Origin of the sequence: Waddlia chondrophila WSU 86-1044, assembly GCF_000092785.1 — a bacterium.
GTDB lineage: Bacteria > Chlamydiota > Chlamydiia > Chlamydiales > Waddliaceae > Waddlia > Waddlia chondrophila.
This window is the reverse complement of record NC_014225.1, coordinates 990636-1007445: the sequence shown is the minus strand read 5'-3', so window position 1 is coordinate 1007445 and position 16810 is coordinate 990636. Positions and strand designations below refer to the sequence as shown.

The 16810-nt window shown below is 42.3% G+C and carries 18 protein-coding genes, 1 other RNA gene and 2 pseudogenes; 13 read left to right on the top strand and 8 right to left on the bottom strand.

Annotated elements, in window-relative coordinates; translation table 11 throughout:
- Position 1: 1 nt before the first annotated feature.
- The 4 genes from WCW_RS04555 (at position 2) to WCW_RS04540 (ending at position 3706) form a co-directional block, all read left to right on the top strand.
- The gene (locus tag WCW_RS04555) at positions 2-571 is read left to right on the top strand and encodes a hypothetical protein (protein ID WP_143876352.1); all 570 of its coding nucleotides are present in this window, start codon (positions 2-4) and stop codon (positions 569-571) included.
- A gap of 7 nt (positions 572-578) precedes the next feature.
- Entirely contained in the window at positions 579-1376 is a 798-nt protein-coding gene (locus tag WCW_RS04550) for a hypothetical protein (RefSeq protein ID WP_013182015.1), read from the top strand.
- A gap of 76 nt (positions 1377-1452) precedes the next feature.
- The gene (locus tag WCW_RS04545) at positions 1453-2571 is read left to right on the top strand and encodes an Lpg1974 family pore-forming outer membrane protein (RefSeq protein ID WP_013182014.1); all 1119 of its coding nucleotides are present in this window, start codon (positions 1453-1455) and stop codon (positions 2569-2571) included.
- A gap of 10 nt (positions 2572-2581) precedes the next feature.
- Positions 2582-3706, top strand: a complete 1125-nt coding sequence (locus tag WCW_RS04540; RefSeq protein WP_013182013.1) for an Lpg1974 family pore-forming outer membrane protein — start codon at positions 2582-2584, stop codon at positions 3704-3706.
- 3 nt (positions 3707-3709) lie between these two features.
- Here WCW_RS04540 and WCW_RS04535 read toward each other — a convergent pair whose 3' ends face one another.
- The gene (locus WCW_RS04535) at positions 3710-4363 is read right to left on the bottom strand and encodes a hydroxyacylglutathione hydrolase family protein (RefSeq protein ID WP_013182012.1); all 654 of its coding nucleotides are present in this window, start codon (positions 4361-4363) and stop codon (positions 3710-3712) included.
- Between the two features lie 13 nt (positions 4364-4376).
- Entirely contained in the window at positions 4377-4907 is a 531-nt protein-coding gene (locus WCW_RS04530) for an Hcp family type VI secretion system effector (RefSeq protein WP_013182011.1), read from the bottom strand.
- 136 nt (positions 4908-5043) lie between these two features.
- Between WCW_RS04530 and WCW_RS04525 the strand changes: the two genes are divergently transcribed.
- Together WCW_RS04525 and WCW_RS04520 are read left to right on the top strand one after the other, a co-directional pair.
- Positions 5044-6933 (top strand): asparagine synthetase B family protein, encoded by a 1890-nt coding sequence (locus tag WCW_RS04525; RefSeq protein ID WP_013182010.1) that lies wholly within the window; start codon positions 5044-5046, stop codon positions 6931-6933.
- Entirely contained in the window at positions 6930-7847 is a 918-nt protein-coding gene (locus WCW_RS04520; protein ID WP_013182009.1) for a class I SAM-dependent methyltransferase, read from the top strand. Before WCW_RS04525 ends, WCW_RS04520 begins: the two co-directional genes overlap by 4 nt.
- Here WCW_RS04520 and WCW_RS04515 read toward each other — a convergent pair.
- Complete coding sequence (locus WCW_RS04515; RefSeq protein ID WP_041941523.1) at positions 7824-8963, bottom strand: class I SAM-dependent methyltransferase; 1140 nt, start codon at positions 8961-8963, stop codon at positions 7824-7826. The genes WCW_RS04520 and WCW_RS04515 overlap by 24 nt on opposite strands.
- Positions 8964-9009: 46 nt before the next feature.
- Here WCW_RS04515 and WCW_RS04510 point away from each other — a divergent pair, with 46 nt between their 5' ends.
- A complete protein-coding gene (locus WCW_RS04510; protein ID WP_013182008.1) occupies positions 9010-9489 on the top strand; it encodes a Dps family protein in 480 nt (159 codons plus the stop codon).
- Between the two features lie 3 nt (positions 9490-9492).
- Here the strand turns inward: WCW_RS04510 and ffs are convergent.
- The 3 genes and pseudogenes from ffs to WCW_RS04505 form a co-directional block, all read right to left on the bottom strand.
- An RNA gene (ffs, locus tag WCW_RS09960) (signal recognition particle sRNA small type) lies at positions 9493-9589 on the bottom strand.
- Between the two features lie 326 nt (positions 9590-9915).
- Positions 9916-9966: pseudogene (locus tag WCW_RS10540) on the bottom strand (hypothetical protein); the annotation flags it as partial.
- 42 nt (positions 9967-10008) lie between these two features.
- Positions 10009-10239: an Imm32 family immunity protein gene (locus WCW_RS04505; protein WP_013182004.1), complete on the bottom strand. Its 231-nt coding sequence runs from the start codon at positions 10237-10239 to the stop codon at positions 10009-10011.
- A gap of 179 nt (positions 10240-10418) precedes the next feature.
- Here WCW_RS04505 and WCW_RS04500 point away from each other — a divergent pair.
- Positions 10419-10604: pseudogene (locus WCW_RS04500) on the top strand (IS256 family transposase); the annotation flags it as partial.
- Here WCW_RS04500 and WCW_RS10255 read toward each other — a convergent pair.
- Entirely contained in the window at positions 10540-10848 is a 309-nt protein-coding gene (locus WCW_RS10255; protein WP_013182003.1) for a DUF6531 domain-containing protein, read from the bottom strand. The pseudogene WCW_RS04500 and the gene WCW_RS10255 sit on opposite strands and share 65 nt — an antisense overlap.
- A 358-nt stretch (positions 10849-11206) precedes the next feature.
- On the opposite strand from WCW_RS10255, the gene WCW_RS04495 reads away from it, so the two are divergent.
- Positions 11207-11677 carry an NUDIX hydrolase gene (locus WCW_RS04495; protein WP_013182002.1) on the top strand — a complete coding sequence of 157 codons (471 nt, stop codon included), beginning with the start codon at positions 11207-11209 and terminating at the stop codon, positions 11675-11677.
- The gene (locus WCW_RS04490) at positions 11670-12764 is read left to right on the top strand and encodes a phosphotransacetylase family protein (RefSeq protein WP_013182001.1); all 1095 of its coding nucleotides are present in this window, start codon (positions 11670-11672) and stop codon (positions 12762-12764) included. Before WCW_RS04495 ends, WCW_RS04490 begins: the two co-directional genes overlap by 8 nt.
- On the opposite strand, the gene rlmN is transcribed toward WCW_RS04490, so the two are convergent.
- Entirely contained in the window at positions 12756-13844 is a 1089-nt protein-coding gene (rlmN, locus tag WCW_RS04485; RefSeq protein WP_013182000.1) for a dual-specificity RNA methyltransferase RlmN, read from the bottom strand. The two genes, WCW_RS04490 and rlmN, sit on opposite strands and share 9 nt — an antisense overlap.
- A 141-nt stretch (positions 13845-13985) precedes the next feature.
- On the opposite strand from rlmN, the gene WCW_RS04480 reads away from it, so the two are divergent.
- The 3 genes from WCW_RS04480 to WCW_RS04470 are packed head-to-tail and all read left to right on the top strand — an operon-like array spanning position 13986 to position 16718.
- Positions 13986-15092 (top strand): ABC transporter ATP-binding protein, encoded by a 1107-nt coding sequence (locus tag WCW_RS04480; RefSeq protein WP_013181999.1) that lies wholly within the window; start codon positions 13986-13988, stop codon positions 15090-15092.
- Positions 15085-15948 carry an ABC transporter permease gene (locus tag WCW_RS04475; RefSeq protein WP_013181998.1) on the top strand — a complete coding sequence of 288 codons (864 nt, stop codon included), beginning with the start codon at positions 15085-15087 and terminating at the stop codon, positions 15946-15948. The genes WCW_RS04480 and WCW_RS04475 overlap by 8 nt, the downstream gene beginning before the upstream one ends.
- The gene (locus WCW_RS04470; RefSeq protein ID WP_013181997.1) at positions 15945-16718 is read left to right on the top strand and encodes an ABC transporter permease; all 774 of its coding nucleotides are present in this window, start codon (positions 15945-15947) and stop codon (positions 16716-16718) included. The genes WCW_RS04475 and WCW_RS04470 overlap by 4 nt, the downstream gene beginning before the upstream one ends.
- Positions 16719-16810: the final 92 nt, after the last annotated feature.

Genomic DNA, 16810 nt, shown 5'->3' with positions numbered 1-16810 from the left:
CATGAAATTATTATTCTTTACTCCATTTTTTGTAAAATTATTTTTTACACCCTTATTAGTGATCATGTTTCTCCTATCTAATTGTCAAAATAGAGAAGAAGCTCCGCATGTCAAACATGCTCATCAAGAAATAAATAAATTTAAAAAAACAGCACTTGAAAAATATGACGTCTCTTTAATAGCTCAAGGTCGAGCTCTTGGAGAAAAAATAAATGGATTAAGCTTAACTTTTCATACAAGAGAAGAAAAATCTCTTGATGAAATGAGAAATCTGATTGTCCATTTAGCTACTGATTTTCTCATGCAAATCAATTCAAATAATGAAATTAAAAAATATCTTGTTGAATACCCATTTGATATTAAAAATTTAAATTTAATTATTCTATCTTCTGATTTAAAGAAAAATTCTCCAGAAAACCTAGAAAGTAGCAAAGAAAAAATAGCAACAGCAATCTTAATCAAAAACAATTTATGTTATTCAACAAAAAACGACGATGAAGAAAATTTTCAAGAAACCTTTCAAGAAGCACTTGAGAAAGTGCAATCCACTCAATCACAATTAACCAAATAGAATTTTTATGAAAAAAATTATCACTGCATTCTCTATGGCCCTTATCGCCTTTTACTCAAACTCTCTGTCCGCATCCGTTGAGGGAACCGAACTCATCGTGGAAATGATCGATCTAAACAACGTAAATAAAAGCCAGGTCGATCCCATATTTCTGGAATTGCTGGAAAAATATAAACGAGGAGTGCACATCGCCGTTGAAAATTTACCCGACCAACTGTCTGAATTCAACGTCATCATCGACAGGCCCCTTTTTAAAGAAGGCTTCCTCGGATACTCCTACGACAAACTGATCAGAAAATACAGTGTAACCAAAGAAGAGCTGTTAGAAAATCAAAAACAATTCAGCAGTTCTCATCCTATTGTCGACAGCTTCGTTTGCGCAGGATACCTGCCTGGAGAAGAGATTAATCTATCCCTTTTAACCAATGAAAACAAACTGATCGCCAACACATCTTTTATTCCAAATCCTTTGGAAAAAACTTTTTCAGATGGAAAAGCTAAAATCTCTCTGGAATTCTCCGGAGGCCAAGCCTCCCGCTACAAAGTCTTTCTTTCCGGATTCAAAGATAATGAACCCATCACTTTCCAAAGCATCTCAGGAACAGAAGAAATTCCTCCTCAAACATTTAGAATCAAAAAAAATATAGGCTTCTTCTATAGCAATGGCGTTGTAGGAGCCTATGGAGGAAAAAGCATTCTCTCATTTCAACGAGAATCGGGAGAAAAAGCTGTCTTTATTCTTCCTTGGGGAAATCAACTCTTGCCCTATCTAGAGGGGAAAGTTGCATTTGGAGAAATTCCTTAAATAATATTTATTTTATAATATTCTCCGCTTTGCTATCACTTAATGTTTTTGACCGAGATATATAAGCGGAGGACCTATGACGCGTAGACTTCTTTTAAGCATTTTCTGCGCCCTGATCTGTACCAACCCCTTTCTTGAAGCACAATGCGGAAAAAGCTGGCTGTCAACCTCCCCCTGCCCCCCTGTAACCACTCACACCTACTGGGATTACTCTCCTTGCAACACCGCCTCTAATCAATGGAAAAGCTCCCCTTGCGAATATGGATGCAACAACCGCTGCGGATTCAATGCAGGCATTGATTACCTCTACTGGACCGTATGCCAAGATAACCTCGATTTCTCCGTCGACCACACAATAGCAGATGATCCTCCAACACTTCTGGGAACAGGAAAAACACACTTTCTGAAATACGGTTGGAGTTCCGGAGTAAGAGCCTATCTTGGGCTTGAACTATTGGGATTTGAAATTAGAGGCCAATACACTTGGATCGAAAATAAAGCAAAAGAAACCAAAGACTACACAGATACAGACGCTGTTCTGGTTGCATCACTGCTGCATCCTAACACTGGCCTTGCCAATGCACGCATCGCCCAAGGCTTCCAAGATCTTTGGTACGAAACCGCAGACCTTCTGTTTTCAAGAGAAATGGAATTTTTCGACTACAAACTCATCTTACGCCCCTTTATCGGAGCCAAATGGATGAGAATCAAACAAAAATTGAAAGTCACCTACGAAGAAGAAGACTTTGCCGAAAATCCCGAACAAATAAGATGGAACTCCACTCTTTCCGGTCCTGGCGCACATGCAGGCTTTGAACTTTTTTATCGCTGGGTATCCGGCTTAGGGATGTATGGCCAGCTGGCAGGAAGCGTCATCGGAGCAGTTGTGGATAATCATCATATTCAAGTTTCCTTAGATGAGAACGGAGCGGATGTCACGCCTCCACGTATTCAACTAAAAGAAACTCAACGTCTTTGCGTTCCCGGATATCAACTGGAGGCCGGCATTACATGGGATATGTGCTGCCTTAACAACTATAATATCCGCTTTCGCTTTTGCTACGAACTCAATCAATGGCTGAACACACCCGAGGTGCGCCGTTACCACTACGAAAACGAAGGTGTATCAAGTGCAGCAACAGATGGAAGCATTGCCCTGCATGGCGCAACTTTTGGAATAGATTTACGATTTTAAGGAGGATTAAATGAAAAGACACATCGCAAAATTCCTGATATTTATTTTCCTATCGAGCATTAATGTTGAGGCTGACTGCTGTAAAAACATCACATACACAAAACCCCCTCCACCTATTCGCCCCTGCTGCTGCAGCGATGACTGCTACTCAGAACCTCCACGCACCTATGACCCTTATTGCTACGCCTGTGATCAATTCTGTCCGGGAGAGTGCCATTTTTTCTTTGGAGCCGAGGGGCTTTGGTGGACGGCATGCGAGAACGATCTGGATTTTGCCGTCGACTTCAACACGGAACAAACAGAGATTTTGGGTATTGGAAACACACACTTCGCCAGCTATGATTGGGACTGGGGCGTCAGAGGCTGGCTCGGTTGGAACTGGTGCTGTGGATGGGATACTGTCGTCTCCTATACATGGTTCAAAACAGAAGGGAATCAATTTATCGATACAACTGATGAAGATATTAGCCTGAAAGCTTCTCTTCTCCATCCAAACACGGGTTTAAGCGATGCAGATACCGCAACCGCAAAACTAGATTTGAAATATCAAGCACTCGATGTGCTTTTCGGACGTACAATCGTCTATTGTGAAGACACTGTTCAATTGCATCCGTTCTTTGGATTTCATGGAATCTGGCTGAAGCATGATCAATCTTATTTATACGAAGGAGGCGACTTTGGTACAGGAAGTCTTGCCGCCCCTGCAAGAGTGACTTGGAACTCCACACTGAAAGGAGCCGGCCTAATCGGTGGAGCTGATGTGAATCTGAAATGGCCATGCGGAATCGGAATTTTCGGGAGCATGGGAGGATCTATCCTTGCCTCAAAAACAGATATCGAACATCTCCAGGAAATCCTGGATATTTCCGGCAATATCACTTCAACAGATATCGATCTAAAAGAAGATCAATGCGTATGCATCCCTGGACTGCACTTGAAAACAGGACTTAGCTTTCAGTTTGCTTGCGGTCAATGCCTGCTAATGAAATTTCACCTCATGTATGAATTCAACAACTATTTTAATACTCCCCACTTGAGAAGATACAGCTATAATAACGAAGGGGTGTCAAGCTCTTCGGCTTCCGGGAATACGGCTCTGCAAGGAATTACAGTAGGAGGTGAAATTTTCTTTTAGGGACTATTTCAATCCCTTTTTTTTCTTGAAATCAGCCCAATTGTTTTTCAAGTCTAAAAATTCCTCGAAATTTTTTACCATTAAAAAGGGATTGGACTCTTTTTCCAGCGCCAATGTTGAAGATGGACGCACTCCTACGTCATGGCCGGGCCAAATGGTCGTTTCCGAAGGAAGTTCGCTAAAAAGCCTTTGCAAATGATAGTACTGCAGCTCTGCCTGCTCCTCTGTTGCTGTTCCCCCAATTTTGCCTACAAATAAATGATCGCCTGTAATTGCAACATGGTGCCTCTGAACGTAAACGACGATGTGATCCTCACAATGCCCAGGAGTGTGAAAAATCTTTAGGGACAAATTCCCGACGTTCAACACCTTCCCTTCATCGAGATCCATCTCATGAGGAACAGAGGAGTTTTTGTACGCCGCAATGTCAGCTCCTGTAAGTTCCTGAGCCATATCGTTTCCATTTGTATGGTCTCCGTGGCCATGAGTATTGATAATTGTAGACACTTTAAGTCTCTGATCCTTCGCTCTTTCAACTACTGCTTCAGGATCATAAGAAGGATCGATGACAACAGCTTCCAGAGTCGATCCATCCCCGATTAAATAAGCAAAATTGCGATCTCCGCCTGTCCGAATCTGTTCAAAAATAAAAGCCATTTTTCTACACCCTCTAACGGTAATGCCAGGAACTTGAATTTTTATGCTCATGAGACTGTATTTTCTGTTCAGGCAACTGCCATTCAGCTCTTTGATAAGAAAGCGTCGCCTGTTCGATAGGCAGCCCCTTTTTCCCATGAGCACGTTCCACGTTAAGACCTGTCACCACAACATCGGAAAGGGTCCAGCGAATGTAGTGATCCCCCATTCCTGTAGAAACAGGAACATCAATCTCAACTGTACCGAAATAAGTTCCCTTTACAGCCGCCTCATACATTTGCTGCGAAGGGTTGCGAGCGGTACGGACAACCACCAGCTTTCCAGCTCCTTCAGAACCTGATTCGCGAGGCAAATAATTTTGCTCCCTTCCTTTTTTTGTCCATCTATACGGTCCCTGATCAAAAGTAGACAATTCAAACCAGGATCGATGGCCTGGCGCCTGGCTATCCCCGACAACTCCTCCCATTTTTAAATAGGCAAATTCTTCCTGGGAATAAACTGCCGTTATCCCAAACAGCAGAAGGGCTAGAAGTAAGTGTTTCATGATTTCTCCGGTTTCAACTCTCATCAGCTTGCATTCTTTCCGAAGGTTCCAAAAAATTCAACAAAAATATACTCTTAAGAGCGTGTCGTCGATTTAGAAGATACGCTCTAAAAATCCATGATTAAGGGAGTAATGAATGAGCGGCATTGCAGGAATTGTTTATCCCGATCTTTTTCAAATGAACGATCTAATCAAACCGATGGTGAAGACGCTAAAGCATCGCTGTCTGGAAGAGCCTGCCATCCACACTTATAAAAATATTCAGATAGGAGGATGTGGAAGTCAGACCGCCTATAGCAGAAACAAATCGATTTTCTGTGCAATTGATGGAACGCTGACTAATTCCAAAGAGATCGCACAGGCGATGCGGATGAAATCAACTTCTCATGCCGAGTTGGTATTGAAAGCGTATGAACTCTTGGACACTAAGTTTCTAGAAAAAATCGAAGGGGATTTCGCAATCGCCATCCTTGATCAGAATAAGAAAAAACTCCTGTTAGCAAGAGATAGGATAGGCAGAAGACCTTTATACTGGTTTCAAGACAACCACCATTTCATTTTTGCCAGCGAATTGAAAGCGATTCTGTCCACAGGAGCTGTCCCGCAAACAGCCGCGATCGATGCGCTATCGGCCTACCTCTTCTTTGGATATATTCCTCAAGACATGAGTCCGATTAAAGGGATCAACAAGCTTTTACCGGCGCATTTTCTGCAACTTCATTTGGAAGGAAGTAAAACAATCGAGTCCTACTGGTCATATAGCTCTTATTTTGAGCACCCTACTAAAGGATCGAAAGAGCAAATTTTAGGAAATTTAAGCAAGATCTTCGAATCAAGCATCAAACAGTGCCTTCCCAATAAAGAAGAAAAAATCGGCTGCTTTATGTCGGGTGGACTTGGCTCGGCAAGTGTCGCCCACTATCTGAAAAAACTCAGCAAAAATGACAGAATCCTTTCGTACAGCGTAGGATTTCTGAATGAAAACGAAGGAGATATCGAAGCGGCAAAACTCATATCCAGCTCCTTGAATATCCCACAGGAAACCTATAAAATCACTCAAGACACATTCGCAAATGATCTTGTAAAAATCAACTGGTATCTTGACGAGCCGATTGCCGATCTCAACGTGGTTGCTACCTGGAAGCTATGTGAAATGGCCTCTAAAAACACTAAAACGGTTTTTTCCGGTATGGGAAGCGATGAACTTTTTGCAGGACATAGCCGCTATACGACAAAAGAACAGGACGCAAGCCTTATCAGGCAAATCGCTCTGAACTGGCTTCACCGCTTGCAAAGAGCCCTCATCCCGATCATGCAAAGAGTGTACAAACCTTTTGCCTACGAATTAATGAAAGAATCACGGACAGACCCGTTGCAATCTAGCTACTTGAAAGCCAATGCTTATTTCGATGAAGCGGAACTAGCGAAAGCATCTCCAAAGTTAAGAGGAATTTTCGATCCGGAAGTATTTTTGCACAAATTTCACCATCTCTTTAGAGTACAGTCTACAGTTGCTTCATACCTTTATTTCGACGTAAAAACCCGCCTTGTTGATTGCTACATTCATCAATATGAAAGGCTGACAACAGCTCATCAGATCGATTGGCAGTCCCCTTTTCTCAATCGCGGCGTGGTGGAGTATCTGGCATCTCTTCCTGAGCCGAATTTTCTCAAAGAGGAAGAGGCAGCAGGATACCTCAAGTCTTTAATGGAAAACTCTCTTCCCGATCAGATTATCCAAAGGCCAAAGCGCACACGGCAACTCTTTCTTAAAAGTTGGATGGAAAACAGTCCAATGAAAGACCTGTTCCTTAAACTTCCGAATGGGACTCTTGTCGACAATGGGCTCGTCTCCCAAAATTGGCTGAAAGATCAAATCAATCATTTAGGATACGCCAACGATACGCACCGCAAGCTATGGTCTATTCTACAGCTGGAAATCTGGTTCAGATTATTCATTAACCGCCCTATCGACTCTAAACCTCCTGAGATCACAGTCTCCGATTTACTGGATGAACCTGCATGAACAAGCTTAATGTGATTCAAGATAAGACGGTCTCGATCCCGTATTCAGATCGCTTAAAACCTAAAACATTTAGAGAAGCCACTAAAGCACGCTTCGAAAGGGAATGGAAAAAAAATCCGAACCAGTTTAATCCCATGAGAAACGCGAGAGAAAGAACCAGAATCGAGCGCACAATCCATTTTATTCAAAAACATTTGGATCTCAACGGACTTAAAATCGCCGATCTTGGATCGGGACACGGGCATTTGACAAAGAAATATCGCGACAATGGAGGTATGGTCAGCGCTGTAGACATCGCGCAAAATGCATCATGCATGAGTGAAAATGAAAAAGGGATCACACCTATTTTGTCCTGCGTCCCTAATACGCATTTGGAAGATTTCTCGTTTGATCTTGTTGCCTGTACGGAACTGATCGGATTCATATCTCCTAGAGAACATCGTCTTTTCTTTAACGAGCTTGCTCGCTTGACAAAGCGGGATGGCAGGATTCTATTCTCCACATCCGTCGATATCCATTCAGAAGATGCTCTGGATAAACTCATTGGCCTTATGCACACGGAATGGGAAATTCTCGATTATCAACTGAGCTTTCATAGCCGCCAGATCAGGCTGCAAAATTTCTTTTCAATGCCTCGCAAATTCTCACATGCAAGCCGAAGCGCCGAAGAAAGAAAAAACGCACTAAACGACAGATGTTCTATCTGGCGTGCATGGTTCAAGTGGAACTCGACAGGGTCAATAGGAGCTCTATGGGGATGGCTGGCTCCGATCGCTAACCTTATTGAAAGAGCTGTCAAACAAAGTAAAACTCTGCTGCTGCTTTTGGAAAAACTGAGTCATAGCGAAGCTAGTATCAGCCATATTATCATCCTTGCCAAAAGAAAAGATCTATTTTCTGATACAGGCAACTAGTGAACGATGATAGTTGAGAGCATACACACCGACATTGTCTTCGTCTTTCCCAAGCACAATCACGTCATCAAATGTTGTATTTTCTTTCAGCCATTCGACCATCCTCTCTTCGTTCCAGTCTGGCAAAGATTCCTTAAACCACTCTTCGTGATTCTGTCCAGAGTCCAAAAACAACACTTTTTCAGTGATTTTATCAACTTCATAAATCAATTGCTTTGCAGTCATCTTCCCTCGGCCTAACAAAAAATGATGCAGGACACTAAGCAACGAAACAGCATGGTATTTTTCTTCGTTAAGCTCAAAAAAATTTTCCAAAGACAGACACAACAGCCTTTCCCTGGGTTGCTGGTAACAAACTTGGGCAAGTATAATAGAGTTTGGACAGCTGTCAACTCCATAAGACCTCATTCCCAACGCTTCCATCCGATTCATGAAAAAACCATAGGAACACCCCAAGTCCAAATATTTTTTCCCTAAAAAATCCCAGCCATAGGAGTCAATCATCTTTTGCATTAATTTAAATCTATCAGTACATTTACGCACTAAGGTAAACGACTCTAACTCTGGAGCTTGAATAGGTTGGTAGAGAAGCTTCTGTCCGGGAGTCCACGCATTTCCCAATATTAGCTTTTGCAATAAAGTCATTGGCTGCTCAGAACTCAGCCGGCACTCGGCTTCTTTTTCTCCCTTGACATAATCGATTGCCAATCGATGAATTCCATCGACAATCTCGTAATAATCGCTAAAAGCATTTTTCGCAACTAACGGATCTTGGCCGTCGGATTGATGATACACTCTAGGCGCGTCTTTGCCTTTAAAATGATCGATAAAACGGCGCATTTGTTCGCCTGCATCCTTAGAATTGGTAATATTGAAATAATTGCCGCATTGCTCGATGCATTCGCAAAGATTGCGATAGTAGTCTGTCTCTTTATAAAATCCTGATTTTAAGAGACCTTCTCCCTTTTCTTGATAAAGCCTCAAAAACCGGACATGGGGTGTATCTTTTAAAAGCGTTGAGCTTCTCCAAAAATTTTGAGTTTTTAAGCCATAAGTGCTTGCAGGAACGCCTTGTTCCCCTCCCCATAAAACATTTTCTAAGCTGATCTTTACCATAAAAGCAACCATAATGTTATAATTAAATTTATACAAGGAGGTTGGGATGGAAGTGCGTGAAAACATCTTTCAAATGACTAAATCCGGCAGCAAACTTCAATTGGCGGATAAGTTGGAATATTTGCTGGCTGACCACATTGCCCTTTATATCAAAACACTGCATTGCCACTGGAATGTGGTGGATCCTCGGTTTCATTCATTGCATGAAATGTTCGAGGAGCAATACATTTCTCTTACCAATCAGAACGATCTGATCGCAGAGCGAATTCGTCAGTTGAACAAAAAAGTTGACGCATCTGTTATGGCTTTTTCAAAGAAAATATCCATTCAAGAGATCCATCAAGAGCTTAATGGAAATGAAATGTTAAGTTCGCTAATCGAATCGTATGAACAGCACATCAGCGATATGAAAAATGTTTTTGAACAATCAGAAGAGGAAAACGATCCTTCAACCGCTGATATATTGACCGAGATTTTAAGGGATCTGGAAAAGAATCTCTGGATGCTGAGAAGCCATCAGCCATAAAAAAAACCGGAGAAAACTCAGGGCAAGAATCGGGGTCCTTAAGGCTGCTACATTCCTGTCCTGACCTGGTTCGGACTGACTCTTTCCCCGAGCTCCCCGGAAAATTTATCTTCCATCATAACAGATTTCCCGCCTTTTTGAAAAGGCAAGAAATTTTTCAATCGGACTGACCGCAGCCTTCACCCTCCGTCCCGCCATAGGCAAGGCCTACTCCGGTCCCAAGCTCGACTGTCAGTTATCGCACACGTAATCTCCCAGCCTCCAACTGGTATCACCTAATATGTCTCGGGAAAAGCTTCCAAAAAACGTCCCTTGCGTCCCGGGCCTGTTCATCTGCTGATGTTCGATTGCCGACAGACCGTCCGGATCCAGATATTTTAAAGGATTGTTGTGCGCATAGGCATAGAGGTTCGGGCCATCTGCAAACTAGGCGGGATCCGCTGTCGTCCATCTACCCCAAGAAGGAGCGTAATAACGCCTCCCAAAATAGACCCAGCCCGTCTCTTCATCTACTCTCTTTCACCACTTGAAAATTTTTACATGAGGTACTAGCGTGTTTTGCTCACTCTGTTTCTTTTCTGAAAGTTCTTCACCACCCCACGATGGAATCATTAAGTGGATATGTTTATTTTTTTCCATTTCAATAAGATTTGTTATTTTATCTCGCAAAAAAATTAGACCTTCGACATTTCCATGAATTTCTAAAAGCTCGTTTTTTTCATCTAATTCAAACGTTAATACTTTACTCATACAAATTTTCTCCTAAGACGCAGATTGCTACCGAAACCTCATTTAGAACGGATTGAAAGGTGCCAGATACAGTTTTAAGCATCGAAGAGTGAGATATTTTCAAATGTTGTGTTTGAGATAAAAAGAGCGTACCCTATGAAATTTTAGAATCAAAAACAAATTTTATAGGAGATACGCTCATGAAAGATGATGTCATTTCTTTGGATAAATTTCACGCAACAAATGAAATGAAGAGTTTTCTGGAACAAACTTTGAGGGAAGGAGCTCGCCTGTTGCTTCAACAGGCTATTGAAAATGAAGTCAATGAATACCTGGAATCGATGAAAGGCAGGAAGGATCAAGCATTCCGCCTCCAAGGTTTCCGCTATTGTAAAAACGTTTGTAAATGATCGGAACGGGGCCTGGAACATAAAGGTCTGTTTCAACGAGGAAATAATTGCCTGTAACGACATTGACGCAACCGGCAACGATGCCTGAAGGCGCTTGAAAACGGTCTGAAAGAAGCTCCACTTGATTCTCTTCATCGCAGTAAATCAAAAAGGGAAGAAAGATAAAAATCAATAATCGCTTCAGACGCAGATTGCTACCGAAACTTGCCTTAGAGGTCATTAGTTTGGTTCAGATGCGTAGAAGGGATTTGAAGAGTAAGGGTAATCCCTTACCGAAAATCAATTCTTAGCAGATGAATCGAAATAATGACCTCTAAGGCAAGTTTCGGTAGCAATCTGCGTTTCAGCATCGACAACTCCATTTTTTATGGACATGGATCCTAATCGACTCGACAATTTATTGATAAGAATTATTTTTCAAAAAAATCCCTCGCATATGATGTTCTGACCATCGAAAAAGTTTGCTAAAATTTTGAAGGACTTTCATACGCCCTAATTTTTTAATCGTTACGGTTTCATAAAATTTGGAAATTCGAGATGATGTTCATTTCAATATGAAATTTATCGTGTGCATTTAAATGAAAAGAGAATTTACTTCTACCGTCTATATTCTGGAAAATGACAAAGTCCTTTTAATCTTTCATAAAAAACTCCAAAAATGGCTGCCTCCAGGAGGCCATATCGATCCGAACGAAACACCTCCAGAAGCTGCCAGAAGGGAAGCATTTGAAGAAACCGGATTGCACATTTCCATCATCCCGCAGGAGAATATCTGGGTTGACAACTGGAACGCAAAAAGTATCGAACGCCCCTATTTATGCTTGCTGGAAGAAATTCCTGAACATAACGGGGTGCCTGCGCATCAACATATCGATATGGTCTTTCTTGCACGCCCGCAGGGAGGAAAGCTCATCGAAAACCCGGAAGAGACAGACGGCCTTCGCTGGTTTTCATGGGATGAAGTGGAAGCTTTAACAAGCGATCAGGAGATTTTTGCCGAAACAAAAGCTGTGGTCAAAACGTTAATTGGAGTCAGTGCCTATGCCTAAAAGAGCGATCTTTATTGCTGCTACCGGTCAGCACGTGGGAAAAACAACACTTTGTCTAGGCATTATCGCAGGGCTGAAAAAATTGTTTCCATCTGTAGGATTTATCAAACCTGTTGGACAACAACACATCCATATCGATCCAGAAACAATTGTCGATAAAGATGCTGTCCTGTTCAAAAAACATTTTCACCTCTCGTCATCCTGGAAAGACATGAGTCCTGTCATCATTCCCTCAGGCTTTACTCGCGATTACGTCGACAAAAAAATTTCAGAAGAAAATCTCCTACAAGATATCCATGCGGCCTATCAACGAATTTCGAACGCAAATGCATTTACAGTTGTGGAAGGCACCGGACATGTCGGTGTTGGCTCGATTATTAACTTGAATAACGTCAAAGTCGCTTCAGAGCTCGGTCTTGACATGGTGATCATCGCTTCTGGAGGACTCGGTTCCGCCCACGATGAACTGGCGTTGAATATCTCCTTGTGTCAACAGTATGGTGTAAATATACGTGGTGTGATCTTAAATAGAGTGATCGATAAAAAACGCACCATGATTCAAGATTACTTTCCCCGCGCATTGGAAAGATGGCAAATTCCGCTAATCGGATGCGTGCCTTACAACGCGTTCCTGGACAAACCGACGATCCGCGATTTTGAATCCCTATTTGACACGCAGCTTATCTCTGGTAAAGAGCATCATTACCGCCACTTTATCAGTTTTCGCCTTGTCGCAGGTTCTGTAGACGCTTTTAAACAAGAAATCATTCCCAAAGAACTCATCATTACACCTGCAACCAGAAACGATATTATTTTTACATATATCGAGCGCTATATGGAAAACGGTGCAAATCTTGAAGGAGGGATCATTTTAACCGGGCGCCATCCTCCGGAAAAAAACACAATCAACGCTCTGTCTCAGACTGACATCCCTGTTCTTTACGCGCCTGTATGCAGTTTTGACGCAATGAAAATGATCACCTCATTTACTGCAAAAATCCGCACCAAAGACCTCCAAAAGATAGAAAGGGCAATTAAGCTTGTGGAAGAAAATATCGACTTTAAACTTCTGACTAACTCATTTTAATGCAGCAAAGGCTGACTGTTTTCTCTGCCTTCTTAAAACTCTGGGATCCATATTCAGCTCTTCTTGCGTCTTTGCTGCCAATTGTCCGCAACCTCCACTGATATCCTGCCCTCGACTATATCTAACAGGAGCCGGAATCGAACGCTCAGCTAAATAGGACTGAAAGCTCTTTAAACGATCAGCCGCAGAAGCTTTCATCTCAAGACCCGGGAAATGGTTAATCGGGATTAGATTCACCTTTGCTTTGAGACCAGACACAAACTTGACAAGCTTTTTAGCATCTTCAATACGGTCATTTTCTCCTTCGATCATCACATACTCAAAAGTGATCCCATATCTCTTGGGAGCTGGATACTGCTGCAATGCTTTTTTTAACTCCGATAATGGATAACGGCGGTTGACCGGCATCATTCGGCTTCTTTTCTCATCATCTGCCTGGTGCAAAGAGATTGCAAGACGCACAGGCAAATCCTGCCCAAGTTTTTCGATGTATGGGACAAGGCCGGATGTGGATACTGTCACTCTGTGCATCGAAAGCCCAATCGCCTTGGGATCCACCATCAGCCTGCACGCCTTGAGCACCTCGTCATAATTGTCCAACGGCTCGCCCATTCCCATAAAGACGATATTGGTAATTTTTTTCCCGTTCATTGACTGATTGGCAAGCAAAATTTGGGAGAGAATCTCTCCGGATGTTAAATTCCTCTGCAAACCAAGCTTTCCTGTCTGACAAAACGTGCAGCCAATTCGACAGCCCACCTGACTGCTAATGCATAAGGTGATCCTGCTCTCGTAAGGCATCAAAACCATTTCGAATAATTGGTGATCGGAAGTGCGCAAAAGAAATTTCTCACTTTGATCAACCGAAACAAGATGAGAGTGGATCGCCGGCAACTCCCACTTAAATTGCGATGCAAGAAACTTTCTGGCTTTTAAGGAAAGATTGGAAAATTGAGCTGGGTCAACAACTCCCTTTTCATAAATCCACTGCAAAATTTGAGAAGAAACAAATCGAGGCAAACCGTTTGTTTCCGCCCATTTTTGCCACTCTTCTCTAGATAAATCAAATGCCGAATTCATTCAAAAAATCATACACTATTTATTCATTTTTGTCGAAACCATACAGAAATGAACTTAAAATTTTTGAAAGATATTCTGTAGATTCTCTTGAAAAGATCAACGAATTTGCCTTAGAATAGATGCTCTAAAGCAGGCGGACAGATGAAAAACGAGGTCGTTTTTAATCACATATCTAAGCATTTCAATCAAATGGAAGCTCTTTCCAACGTTTCCTTTTCCATCGAAAACGGGGAATTTTTTTCCATACTGGGTCCTAGCGGATGCGGCAAAACAACGCTCCTAAGACTCTTAGCAGGATTTGAAAAACCTGATCAAGGCTCTATCCTCTTAAACAGCCAAGAGATCACCAATCTGCCAACAAATAAAAGGCCGGTTAACACGGTGTTCCAAAACTACGCCCTCTTTCCCCACCTGACGATCAAAGAGAATATTGCGTTTGGCTTAAGAATTAAAAAAATTCCTGAAAAACAGATCGACAAAGAAGTGGATCAGATGCTGGATTTAATCCAGATGACTTCTCACGTCAATAAGTTTCCCCATCAAATCAGCGGCGGACAAAAGCAGCGGGTTGCCATCGCCAGGGCATTGATCAACAAACCAAAAGTTCTTTTACTTGATGAGCCTCTTGCTGCGCTTGATTTAAAACTCAGGCAAAAAATGCTGATCGATCTCGATCTTATCCATGACGAAGTGGGAATCACCTTTATTTTTGTAACCCATGATCAAGAGGAGGCAATGGCTGTATCAGACAGAATCGCTATTCTCAATAATGGCAAACTGGAGCAAATCGGAACCCCTTCTGAAATCTACGAAACTCCTAAAAGCCGCTTTGTCGCCCGCTTTATCGGCGATACCAATTTTTTCGACGGCATTGTCGAAAAGGTGGAAAGTAAAGAGTATAGTTTGCTTCATTTCGACGACTTTCCTCCCGTGAAGTGCTACCACGACCTTCCTTTGAATATGGGAGACCTTGTTCATTTAAGCGTCAGACCGGAAAAAATCCAAGTCTCTAAAGAAAAACCTCCGGCAACCCCTTTATACAATTGCATGAAAGGAAAGATTGGCGACAAAGTCTACAAGGGAGACCACACCCATTTTGGTGTTTTAATCGGCAACCGCAAAATCTCTGTGACTAAACAGCATGATAGATTCCTGTTAGACCAAGTGCAGCTCAACTGGGAAGATGACGTTTGGATCTCATGGCATGCGAATGACGGTTTTATCTTTGCCAGGGAAAAATATGGATAAGCTCAAAGAGACCTTTTCCACCCTTCCCTCATTTGCCTGGCTATCAGTTTTTTTTCTCTTACCTACAATCATCATCTGCGTCTTTGCATTCAAACCGGCAGATATCTACGGCGCCATCCAGAAGGGGTGGACGCTGGCCACTCTAAGCCACCTTGGCAACCTCTACTTCTACAAACTTCTCTGGCGCTCCTTATGGATCAGCATTTCAAGCACTTTGATCTGCCTGCTTCTAGCAATTCCCATGGGATATCAAATAGCGACATCGCAGCCGAAATGGCGCCATTTGATGTTGATACTCACTGTCATTCCCTTTTGGAGCAGCTTTCTTATCCGGATTTATGCATGGAAGACAATCCTGCATCCAGAAGGTTATTTTCATCAGATACTGGCAACAATCGGAGTGATCTCTCCCACAACTCCTCTTTTGTACACAAATTTTTCTGTCATCATCGTCATGGTATACACTTTCATCCCTTTCGCGATTCTGCCGATCTACACTTCCGCAGTGAAATTTGACTTTCAGTTAATCGAAGCCGCAATGGATTTGGGCGCCGCACGCTTTAAGGCGATCGGAAAAGTTTTTATTCCCGGAATCAAAAAAGGCATTCTTACTGCGGCTTTGATGGTCTTTATTCCCGCAGTTGGAACCTATATCATCCCCGACCTTGTCGGAGGTGTTAACAGCGACATGATTGGAAATAAAATTGCACAAAAAACTTTTGCTGAAAGAAGTATTCCTGAAGCGAGTGCGATTGCTATGGTTTTAAATCTGATTATCCTCATTCCTTTAGGAATTTTACTGATCTACTCAAGAAAAACGCGTTCGTTGGAAACGATTAACAGGAGCAGGGAATGATTAGAAGTCGTCTTTGCTTTGGAGTTACCATTGCGATTTTTATTTTTTTATACGTGCCGATCCTTCTTTTAATGATCAATTCCTTCAATGCATCCAAATATGGAACCGTATGGGCCGGATTTTCTCTGAAATGGTATTATACCCTGTTTTCAGAACCAGATCTTTGGAAAGCGTTGGTCAATTCAATGATCATTGCCGTTTCTTCAGCTGCTACCTCTCTTGTGCTCGGAAGTCTTGCCGCATTTACGATTTACCGCTATCGAACTCCCCTGCAAAAAGTTCACTACGGCCTCATCTATGCCCCTTTGCTTCTTCCCGATATATTAATGGGGATCAGCTTATTAATGCTGTTTGTCGCTTGGAACGTCAAACTTGGGCTTTTTACGATCTACATTGCACACACGACCTTTTGCATTAGCTATGTGACCATGCTGATGCTCTCAAAGCTGCAAAATTTTGACTATTCATTGGTAGAGGCTGCGCATGACCTCGGAGCAGGAGCTTTCGAGACATTTAAAAAAGTGATTTTTCCACTCATTACTCCAGGACTAGTTGCAGCAGTCCTCCTCTCATTTACGCTTTCCATCGACGATTTCGTGATCACATTTTTTGTCGCCGGCGAAGGATCTACTACGCTTCCTCTTTACATTTACAGCATGATCAAATACGGCTCGACACCGATTATCAATGCGCTGAGCACACTTATTCTTCTGGGAACCTTTCTGCTTGTTTTTGTTTACCACACTTTCGCCGGAGAAGAGCAAATATGAACCTAAGGAAGACATGTTTTTTTTTCCTCCTCGTGATTCTATCGTCATGTGAAGATAACCGTCAGCGCACTCTTCATATTTTTACATGGAGC